General features: G+C 66.1%; 8 protein-coding genes and 1 pseudogene. 6 read left to right on the forward strand and 3 right to left on the reverse strand.

Annotated features, from left to right (window positions below):
- Positions 1-421: GntR family transcriptional regulator (locus tag B1964_RS19670; RefSeq protein WP_139765802.1), on the reverse strand; the 421-nt coding region annotated here is incomplete at its 3' end.
- A gap of 50 nt (positions 422-471) precedes the next feature.
- A complete protein-coding gene (locus tag B1964_RS19675; RefSeq protein WP_079930972.1) occupies positions 472-1,494 on the reverse strand; it encodes a LacI family DNA-binding transcriptional regulator in 1,023 nt (340 codons plus the stop codon).
- Positions 1,495-1,565: 71 nt separating this feature from the next.
- Here B1964_RS19675 and B1964_RS19680 point away from each other — a divergent pair, with 71 nt between their 5' ends.
- From B1964_RS19680 to B1964_RS19695, 4 genes and pseudogenes are all read left to right on the forward strand, one after another.
- Positions 1,566-2,741: a phytanoyl-CoA dioxygenase family protein gene (locus tag B1964_RS19680; protein WP_079930977.1), complete on the forward strand. Its 1,176-nt coding sequence runs from the start codon at positions 1,566-1,568 to the stop codon at positions 2,739-2,741.
- Positions 2,742-2,775: 34 nt separating this feature from the next.
- Positions 2,776-3,660 carry a sugar phosphate isomerase/epimerase gene (locus B1964_RS19685; RefSeq protein WP_079930973.1) on the forward strand — a complete coding sequence of 295 codons (885 nt, stop codon included), beginning with the start codon at positions 2,776-2,778 and terminating at the stop codon, positions 3,658-3,660.
- Positions 3,661-3,674: 14 nt separating this feature from the next.
- A pseudogene (locus B1964_RS19690) lies at positions 3,675-4,659 on the forward strand (Gfo/Idh/MocA family oxidoreductase).
- Between the two features lie 312 nt (positions 4,660-4,971).
- Positions 4,972-6,432, forward strand: coding sequence for a sugar porter family MFS transporter (locus B1964_RS19695; protein ID WP_006370659.1), 1,461 nt, complete (start codon positions 4,972-4,974; stop codon positions 6,430-6,432).
- Positions 6,433-6,532: 100 nt separating this feature from the next.
- Here B1964_RS19695 and B1964_RS19700 read toward each other — a convergent pair whose 3' ends face one another.
- Positions 6,533-7,543 (reverse strand): LacI family DNA-binding transcriptional regulator, encoded by a 1,011-nt coding sequence (locus tag B1964_RS19700; protein WP_079930974.1) that lies wholly within the window; start codon positions 7,541-7,543, stop codon positions 6,533-6,535.
- A gap of 156 nt (positions 7,544-7,699) precedes the next feature.
- Here B1964_RS19700 and B1964_RS19705 point away from each other — a divergent pair, with 156 nt between their 5' ends.
- Positions 7,700-8,893: a Gfo/Idh/MocA family oxidoreductase gene (locus B1964_RS19705; RefSeq protein ID WP_079930975.1), complete on the forward strand. Its 1,194-nt coding sequence runs from the start codon at positions 7,700-7,702 to the stop codon at positions 8,891-8,893.
- 40 nt (positions 8,894-8,933) lie between these two features.
- Positions 8,934-9,956 (forward strand): sugar phosphate isomerase/epimerase, encoded by a 1,023-nt coding sequence (locus B1964_RS19710; RefSeq protein ID WP_079930976.1) that lies wholly within the window; start codon positions 8,934-8,936, stop codon positions 9,954-9,956.
- The last annotated feature ends 170 nt before the right edge of the window (positions 9,957-10,126 follow it).

The following is a 10,126-nucleotide window of genomic DNA, read 5'->3' on the forward strand; positions in this document are numbered from 1 at the left end:
GTCGGATGGTGACAGCCTCCGCGTCGGCATCGAGACCGAGATCGGTGCGCAGGTCGTCGTCGGGCACCGACCGCCGGTACTCGAGAAGCTGTGTCTCCGGGTGCATTCCGGCCGTGCTGAGATCGTCGAACAGGCTGGTCAATTCCACCGAGCGGTTCACCGGGCTCTGCACCACCTGGGTGCCGACGCCCCGTTTGCGCACGACGACCCCCTTGTCGACGAGCTCCTGGATGGCCTGGCGGATCGTCGGGCGGGAGAGCTTGAGCCGTTTGGCGAGATCGAGCTCGTTCTCGAGACGATCACCCGGAGCGAGCTCGCCACCGATGATCGCGGCCTCGATCGCGCGGGCGAGCTGGTGATACAGCGGCACCGGGGTCGACCGATCGAGATCGATCTGGAGCTGCGTGGTGGCCTGTGTCATGCCTCACAGTATGTCATAACAACCAAACATGCGCGTCTTTGACAGGTCGATCAGTCGCCCGGGATGTTGTGCGGCGTGATGACGGCGATCTCCGACACCTGCGGACGATGACCCCCGGCGAGAGCGCCGTGATGGCTCATCACGGTCTGCGCGACCTGCCGCATGTCCGAGCGCAGGTCATGGTGGAGCACCGCGGTGATACCGCCGCTGCGCAGCAGATCCCGATTGGCCGGGCCGAGATCGTGACCGAGGAAGACCTCGCAGTCTCGGTGGGCATCGGCGAACGCTGCGACGATGCCCTTGTTGCCACCGCCGATCGAGTACACCGCACCGATGCGCGGATTGTCCTGTAGCGCACGGTATGCCAATCGCCGACTGGTGGCGTCGAGACCGTCGGAACCGGAGACGTCGATGATGTGCCGTGTCGGATCGTCACGTCGCATGACCGTCCGGAACCCCATCTCACGCTCTTCCTCGCCACGGAACATCTCACTGCTCGTCATCACCAGGATGTCGACGTCGGTGTGCCGCAACCACTGCTGCATCAGGTAGGCCGCGGTGGCCCCTGCCGCCCGGTTGTCCATGCCCACATATGCCAGGCGGGTGCTCATGGGCACATCGGTGACGAGCGTGATCACCGGGATACGCGCCGCGGTGAGGCGTCCGATCGCCTCGGCAACCTCGGGGGTGTCCGGCGCTTTGAGTACCACGGCCTGACTCCCCTGACGCGCGATGGCATCGAGGGTCGCGATCAGGTCCTCGACCGGCCACGTCTCGTGCAGGTGATATCGCGCCCGGAAGATCGCCGGGCGCAGGCCCGGCAACTCGGCCTCCAGTGCCGAGCGCACCATCGACGAGAATCGGCGCGGCGTCTCCATGACCAGGTCAATCATGAATTGTCGCCCCGACAATCGCAGTTGTGCGCGTTGCCGGTCGAGGTCGGCGATGGCCTGCTCGACCTGGCGCACCGTGCCCTCCCGGACACCGGGCCGACGGTGCAACACACGGTCGACGGTCGCCTCGGACACGCCCGCCTGCCGAGCTATCTCCCGTACCGGATAGCGATGCGGCATGACCCTCCTGAGGGATTCTTGATGGGAATCTGATCTTGTTCGGACAATACGATCTTGCCATTCTGAGTTCCATGCACCTCGCCACCAGTCTTCGCGCCCGCCGCGTGACCCCGGACGACTGCCGGATCGACGACTTCGTCGCCTCGATCGAGCAGACCACCGATCTCGCCGACTATCCGCACGCCACGTCCGTCTCGCGCAACGTCCTCGTCTACGACGCGGCCGCGCTGCGCCCGCGGATCGCCGACCCCGAGACGCGCGCCGCCATCAGCGATGAACTCGCCGACGCGCTGCTCACCGGCCCGGGTATCGTCGTGTTCTCCGGAGCCTTCGACGAGAGCAATGCGCTGGCCGAATCGACTCGGATCTATGGCGACATCATCGCCGAGCAGCATGCCGCCGGAGAATCCTTCGGCGATCACTTCGCCGCCCCCGGCGCCAACGACCGGATCTGGAATGCGTTGCAGAAGCTCGCTCTTCGCGACCCCGAGGTGTTCGTGCAGTACTACCGCAACGACATCCTGGCGTTGATCTGCGAGGCCTGGCTCGGACCGATGTATCAGGTGACGTCGGCGATCAACGTCGTCAATCCCGGTGGAGCCGCCCAGAACCCGCACCGCGACTACCACCTCGGCTTCATGTCGACCGGTACCGCCGAACGTTTCCGCGCCCATATCCACCGTCTCTCGCCCGCTCTGACATTGCAGGGCGCGGTCGCGCACGTCGACATGCCGCTGGAGTCCGGTCCGACGATGTATCTGCCGTATTCGCAACGGTATGAGCAGGGGTACGTGGCATTCGGCCTTCCGGATTTCCGGGAGTACTTCACCGCCAACCACATCCAGTTGCCGCTGCGTGCGGGCGACGCCGTGTTCTTCAATCCGGCGCTGTTCCACGCCGCCGGCCACAACACGACGACCGACGTGAAGCGCATGGCGAATCTGCTGCAGGTGTCCTCGGCTTTCGGACGGGCGATGGACGCCGTCGACCGCTCGGCGATGCTGCGCGCACTATATCCGTCGCTACTCGTTCTGGCCGACCAGGGCGAGGGCACCGCGGTCGCGAACGTGATCGCTTCGGCGGCCGAGGGTTACGCCTTTCCCAGCAACCTTGATCTCGATCAGCCACTGTCGGGACTGGCCGGCGAGACCCAGGCCGAACTCGTCGCCCGCGCCCTCGATGCACGTTTCACCACAGCACATTTCGAGCGCGAACTCACCGAACTCGACCGCCGCCACACCCCGTAACCGCCACATCCTTTCTCACCCCAGAGGTGTCACCATGACCAACGACCCACGAATCGCCGCCGCCCCCATCTCCTGGGGTGTGTGCGAAGTACCCGGCTGGGGCCTGCAACTGCACCCCGCACGCGTTCTCGGCGAGATGCGCGAACTCGGGATGAGTGCCGCAGAGACCGGCCCGGAAGGCTTCCTGCCCGACGACCCGGCCGCCCTGCGCGACACCCTGAACTCCTATGACCTGCGCTGCGTCGGGTCCTTCGTTCCCGTCGTCCTGCACGACGCCGACCACGATCCGGCACCACAGGTCCGCGCCGCACTCGAACGCTTGGCCGTCTCCGGCGGCGACGTCCTGGTGCTCGCGGCGGCAACCGGCACCGACGGATACGACTCCCGGCCGGTGCTCGACGCCGACGCCTGGCGCACACTGCTGACGAACCTCGATCGGATCGACGCGCTCGTCGCCGAGCAGAACATTGTCGCGGCGCTGCATCCCCACGTCGGCACGATGATCGAGAACCGAGCCGAAGTGATTCGCGTGCTGGAGGATTCGTCCATCGGCCTGTGCCTGGACACCGGCCACCTGTTGATCGGAGGTACCGATCCCGTCGAGATCGCCGAGAACTACGGCGACCGCATCCGGCACGCCCACCTCAAGGACGTCCGCGTGGATCTCGCACAACGGGTCCAGCAGGGCGCGGCGACCTACACCGAGGCCGTCGCCGCAGGAATGTACGTGCCACTCGGCGCCGGTGACGCCCGGATCGAACACGTCGTGAGCACGCTGCGCGAGAACGGATACAGCGGCTGGTTCGTCCTCGAGCAGGACACCATCCTCACCGACGACGCCGCCGCCGACGACGCGGCTGCCGACGTCGCGGTGTCGATGTCGTTCCTGCGGCGGATCTGCCGACCGGCGGTCGTCTGAGTACGGTCGGGGGTATGACCGCACCGCCGCTGCGTATCGGGATTCTCGGGGCGTCGCGGATCGCCGAGAACGCCATCGTCGGGCCCGCCCACGAACTCGGACACCGACTGACCGTGGTCGCCGCCCGCGATCGGCATCGCGCGGAGTCCTTCGCAACCACCCACGGTGTCGAGCGCATCGTCGACTCCTATGCCGAGGTGATCAGCGACCTGGAAATCGATCTGATCTACAACCCGCTTGCGAATGCGTTGCACGGGCCGTGGAATCTGGCGGCGATCGCGGCGGGCGTGCCGGTGCTCAGCGAGAAACCGTTCGCCCGCAACGCCGTCGAAGCGCAGCAGGTAGCCGCGCAGGCACGCGGCCGGCGTTCTGGTGCTCGAGGGGTTCCACTACCGGTTCCACCCGCTGATGCACCGCACCCTCGACGTGCTGCACAGCGGGGTGTGCGGCGATCTGCAAACGATCGAGATCACGATGGGCATGCCCGAACCGGCGCCCTCGGACCCACGCTGGGAGTACCGACTCGCCGGCGGTTCCGTCATGGATCTCGGCTGTTACGGCCTGCACCTGTTGCGCACCCTCGGCCCGTTCGCCGGCGGAGCGCCGCGGATCACCGGAGCGTCGGCGATCGTGCGGGGTGACCAGATCGACGCATCGAGCCGGATCGAGGTCACCTTCCCGAACGGCGCCACCGGCGTCAACACCAACACGATGCTCGACGACCACTACACATTCCGCGCACACATCGTCGGCACCACCGGATCGCTGACCCTGCACGACTTCTTGTCGCCGACCCGTGACAACCGCCTGAGCATCACCACAGCATCGGATACCCGCGTGGAGGAGGTGACCCGCCGCAGCACCTACACCTTTCAGCTCGAAGCCTTCGCAGCGGCACTGCGCGACGGCGCGTCCCTGCCGATCGATCTCGACGACGCCGTCACCAACATGGCCTACATCGACGACGCGTACCGGGCGGCGGGACTCGAGCCACGCTGACTGCGGATCGTATTTGTACGGACATGCAACCATCCGATGTGGGGACCAAAGTCCTCAATGGTGACGTGAGTAGAGCGCGCACTCTCCATGTGATCCGGTTCTCAGAAGCCGTTTATTGGGACATCCACGCAGTTCATAGCGCTTGTTACTCCCGCCACCACCACGGTCCGGCCAGCGGACAGCGCGGATCCCCTCAGTTGTCAACCAGATTCTGTCGAAGTTTTGTTAGGACATTTGCACATACTGGGTTACGATCACGGATGTGACTGCCATCACTGATGGTGGTAGGTGTAAGTCAAACCAAGGAGTGCCATGTCCACCACAGACGACCACCCGGGTCTGAAACATTCGATTCTTCCGCCGCTGGGAACGGGACCGTTCCGGCGGCGTCTGCACGCCGTGGCGCTGATCGCCACGCTGGGCGGCCTGCTCTTCGGCTACGACACCGGCGTCATCAACGGTGCTCTCGAGCCGATGAAGACCGAGCTGGGACTGACCCCGTTCACCGAGGGCGTAGTCACAAGCTCACTGCTGTTCGGCGCGGCGTTCGGTGCCATCGCCGGCGGACGACTCTCCGACGCGATCGGCCGCCGCAAGTCGATCACACTTCTCGCGACCCTGTTCCTCATCGGAACCCTCACCTGCGTCTTCGCGCCGGGCTTCGGGGTGATGGTCATCGGCCGCGTGATCCTCGGCCTGGCCGTCGGCGCCGCGTCGACCGTGGTCCCGGTCTACCTCGCCGAGCTGGCCCCATATGAGATCCGTGGCTCGCTCGCCGGTCGCAACGAGGTGATGATCGTCGTCGGTCAGCTCGCGGCCTTCGTCATCAACGCCATCATCGGCAACATCTGGGGTGAAGAGGACGGCGTCTGGCGCATCATGCTCGCGGTCGCCGCGCTCCCGGCGGTCTGCCTGATGGTCGGCATGATCCGCGTGCCCGAATCCCCGCGCTGGTTGATCTCGCAGAACCGCCGGGAAGACGCCTACGACGTGCTGAAGACGATCCGCTCGCAGCAGCGCGCCCGCGCCGAGGTCGACATGGTCGAGGAACTCCACGAGATGGAGGAGACCGCGATCCGCGGCAGCTGGACCGCCTTGCGCGACAACCGCTGGATTCGACGCATCGTGCTCGTGGGTATCGGACTCGGTGTGGCACAGCAGCTCACCGGCATCAACTCGATCATGTATTACGGCCAGTCGGTGCTCAAGGATGCCGGATTCGCCAGCAACGCCGCCCTCATCGCCAACATCGCTCCCGGCGTGATCGCGGTCATCGGCTCCACCACCGCACTCTGGCTGGCCCAGAAGATCAATCGCCGCACCACCCTGATCCTCGGTTACAGCCTCACCACCGTCTGCCACTTCCTCATCGGCATCGCGTCCCTCGCACTGCCGGAGGGCAACGCGGCACGACCGTGGGTGATCCTGACACTCGTGGTCCTGTTCGTCGGATCGATGCAAACCTTCCTCAACGTCGCCACCTGGGTGCTGCTGTCGGAAATCTTCCCGCTGCACATCCGCGGTCTGGCGATCGGCATCTCGGTGTTCTGCCTGTGGATCACCAACGCCCTTCTGGGACTGTTCTTCCCGACGCTGGTGGCCGCCACCGGCATCACCGGCACCTTCTTCCTCTTCGGCGGCGTCGGCATCCTCGCTCTGCTCTTCGTCTGGACACAGGCGCCCGAAACCCGGGGTCGCACACTGGAAGAGGTCGAGGAAGACGTCACCACCGGCCGCATCTACCCCAGTCGCAAGATCAAGGAACTCATCTGATCGCGACGTGAACATGCGGGTGTGAACACGGAACGGGCTCCCGCACCGGGTAACCGGTGCGGGAGTTCGTCCGTCGGTGAGCGTTCCACAGAGGCCGGTCTCAGCGTTCGCGCGGCGCAGACGTGGTGCCGCGCACGACGAGTTCGGGTACCAACGTCACAACCGACCGCTCGGTGCGGTGACCGTCGAGCCGCGACACCACCGCGTCGACGGCGCGGTCGGCCTGCGCGTGCGGTTGCTGGCTCACAGTGGTGAGATCGACGTTGCTCAAGCGCGCCATGACGCTGTCGTCATAGCCGGTCACCGAGACCTGCTGTGGCACCGCGACTCCCGCTCGACGCAGTTCGTCGAGCACACCGATCGCGAGGCGATCGTTGGCACACACCACCGCGGTCGGCAACTCGCGGGAGAGCAGGGCTCGCGACGCGGCCATCCCCGCGTCCTCGGTGAACGACTCCGCTTCCACCAGGGCGTCGTCGGCGGAGATACCGTGATGCCGCAGTGCACGCAGGAACCCTGCGCGACGGTCCGCGGCGATCGACCCCGGCCCGCCGGCCACATGCACGATCTGTGTATGCCCGAGGCCGACGAGGTGATCGACCACAGCCGCAATACCCTTGCCGTCGTTGGTGCGAACGACATCGACTGACCCGGAGGCGATGCGCCGGCCGAGGACCACCGTGGGCACCTCTGCCGCGAACTCCTCGATCGATGCGGTGTCGAGCTCCGGGCCGATGAGCAGCATTCCCTCGCAACGAAAGTCGCGCAGCGTCTCGACGACGCGTGTTTCGCCGTGCGTCGGGGTCACCGCGCCCAGGACGATCTCGTATCCCGCGCGGTCGGCCGCCGCGACCAGCGCCTCTGCGATCTCGGCGTGAAAGCTGTTGCTGATCTGGGCGACCACACCGATCAGATGAGAACGGCGGGCCGTCATCAGCGCTGCTGTCCGGTTCATCCGGTAGCCGAGGTCCTCGGCCGCCGCCATCACCGCACGGCGCGTGTCGTCGCCGACCCCGGGAGCCTTGCGAAAGACCAGCGACACAGTCGCTTTGGACACCCCCACCTTGTCGGCGACGTCCTGCATGGTCGGTCGATTCGACGACGATCGCATCGAACACTCCCCCTTCTCTACCTGGACTCTCCACCCGTGCCCGTCAAGGCTTGACACCGTGGCGTGACGGCGTTCATAGTAGACGAACTAGACCGGTTTAGTAGACCGGTACAGCAGACCTCTCATCCACTATTCGTCACCAACCCCGGAGATCCCATGTCCTCGAACTCCCTCGGCGTCGCCGTCATCGGCGGCGGTATGGCCGGCCGCGCGCACGCTGCCGGCTATCGGACCGCGTCCACCCTGTTCGGCACCGACCGGCCCGACGTGCGTCTGGTGGCGATCGCCGACGCGAATCCCGCGATCGCCGATGACAACGCCAAGCGATACGGATACGAGCGGGCCGAGTACGACTGGCAGTCCATCGCCGCAGCCGACGACATCGACGTGGTCAGCGTGGTCGTCGCCAACCATCTGCACCGCGAAATGGTCGAGGGACTACTGGCCGCCGGCAAGCACGTGCTGTGCGAAAAGCCGCTTGCCGGTTCACTTTCCGAAGCGGAGGCCATGCTGTCGGCGGCCCGCGACGCCTCGACGCAGGCCGCGGTCGGCTACACCTACCGTCGCGCGCCGGCCGTCGAGCAGATCCGTCGCGAACTGGCCGCCGGGACCGTCGGCGACCTGGTGCACTTCAACGGGCACTACTGGTGCGACTACGCGCTCGACCCGACCTCGCCGATCACCTGGCGCTATCAGGGCGAGCCCGGCACCGGCGCTCTCGCCGATGTCGGCAGTCATCTCATCGATCTCGGTGAGTTCATCTGCGGACCCATCGTGTCGATCTCCGGCGCACGCTTCCACACGGTGATCACCGAACGTCCGGTTCCGATCGGCACCACCTACGGTCACACGAAGGGCGCGGTCTCCGACGAGATGGAGCCCGTCGGCAACGAGGACATCGCAACGTTCACCGCGACCTTCGCCTGCGGTGCGATCGGTACGTTCTCGGCGTCGAGGGTGGCGCACAGTCTGCCCGATGGACTGGGGTTCGAGCTGTTCGGCACCGGCGGGTCGGCGTCGTGGGAGCTCGCGCGCATCGCGGAGTTCCACCTCGCCGCCGACGACGTGCGCGCCGACCTCAACGGTCCGCGTCGCATCACCATCGGCCCCGATCATCCCTACATCCGCGGTGGCCTGCCGATGGACGCCGGCGGCGTCGGCCACGGCAAGGCCGAACTGTTCGCCTACCAGGCTCGCGCCTTCCTCGACCAGGTGGCCGGCATCGACGTCCTCGGTCCCCTCCCGGACTTCGAGACCGGCCTGCATTCGATGCGGGTGGTTGCCTCGATCGCCGAATCCGCGGCCAACGCGGGAGCTACCGTCGACGTCAAGCCGCTCGAGAACGCCTGACCGTCACCCACTTTCCACGACTACAAGGAGACACACCACCATGAAGCTCGGTGTCTACAACGCCATCCTGCACGATCGCCCACTGCCCGAAGCACTGAAGGTGATCGGCGATCTCGGCCTCACTGGTATCGAGATCAACACCGGCGGATTCCTTCCCGCGGTGCACGCTCCGACGTTCGACGAAATCCTGGTCTCCGACGCCGCACGCGACGACTACCTGGCACTCTTCGACGGCACCGGGGTCTCGATCGCCGGCCTCAACTGCAACGGCAACCCGCTGCACCCCAAGCCCGAGATCGGCGAGCGTCACGCCGAGGATGTCCGCCGCTCCATCCGTCTGGCCGAACGGCTCGGCCAGACGCGTGTGGTGACGATGTCGGGCCTGCCCGGCGGGGAACCCGGTGCCACGGTGACGAACTGGATCGTCAACGCCTGGAATTCGGCAGCACTGGACGTCCTGGACTACCAGTGGGGTGTGGCCGCACGGTTCTGGCGCGAGACCGACCGACTCGCCGCCGATCACGGCGTGAAGGTCGCACTCGAACTGCACCCGCAGAACCTCGTCTTCAACACCGCCGATGTCCGCAAGCTCGTCGAACTCACCGGCGCCACCCACGTCGGCGTGGAACTCGATGCGTCGCATCTGTTCTGGCAGCAGATGGACCCGGTTGCCGTCGTCCGCGAACTCGGCCCACTCGTCTTCCACGCGGCGGCCAAGGACGTACGGGTGAACACCGAGAACGCCGCACTGTACGGCGTTCTGGACAACCGGTTCCGCCGACTCGCACCCACCGAGGAGCGCACCAACCTCGGTGGCGACGAATGGGCCAACGAGTGGCCCAAGGACTCGGCATGGGATTTCGTGGCACTCGGTCGCGGCCACGACACCGCCTACTGGACCGAATTCCTTCGCGCTCTACGTGACGTCGATCCCGACATGATGGTCAACATCGAGCACGAGGACGTCTCACTCGGCCGCATCGAAGGCCTCGAGATCGCCGCCGGCGTGCTGCTCGACGCCGACCGCGCGCTGGAACAGGAGAAGGTCTCCGTTCACGGATAACACTCGGCAGACGGGCTTCCCCCGATGGCGGAGAGCTTCCATCACCCGACGCTCACTCCCTTCCCCCCGATGGGCGAGCGCTTCGATCGCGGATGCTTGGCCGTCCCCCCGGTGGTCGAGCGCTTCCATCACCCGACACTCGCTCCCTTCCCCCCGATGGTCGAGGTGCG

Origin of the sequence: Gordonia sp. i37, from assembly GCF_002043085.1 — a bacterium.
Taxonomy (GTDB): Bacteria; Actinomycetota; Actinomycetes; order Mycobacteriales; family Mycobacteriaceae; genus Gordonia; species Gordonia polyisoprenivorans.

Excerpts from the sequence above, each read along its gene's own strand:
- B1964_RS19675 (WP_079930972.1), bottom strand. The coding sequence starts at position 1,494 with ATGCCGCATCGCTATCCGGTACGGGAGATAGCTCGGCAGGCGGGCGTG.
- B1964_RS19680 (WP_079930977.1), top strand. The coding sequence starts at position 1,566 with ATGCACCTCGCCACCAGTCTTCGCGCCCGCCGCGTGACCCCGGACGAC.
- B1964_RS19685 (WP_079930973.1), top strand. The coding sequence starts at position 2,776 with ATGACCAACGACCCACGAATCGCCGCCGCCCCCATCTCCTGGGGTGTG.
- B1964_RS19695 (WP_006370659.1), top strand. The coding sequence starts at position 4,972 with ATGTCCACCACAGACGACCACCCGGGTCTGAAACATTCGATTCTTCCG.
- B1964_RS19700 (WP_079930974.1), bottom strand. The coding sequence starts at position 7,543 with ATGCGATCGTCGTCGAATCGACCGACCATGCAGGACGTCGCCGACAAG.
- B1964_RS19705 (WP_079930975.1), top strand. The coding sequence starts at position 7,700 with ATGTCCTCGAACTCCCTCGGCGTCGCCGTCATCGGCGGCGGTATGGCC.
- B1964_RS19710 (WP_079930976.1), top strand. The coding sequence starts at position 8,934 with ATGAAGCTCGGTGTCTACAACGCCATCCTGCACGATCGCCCACTGCCC.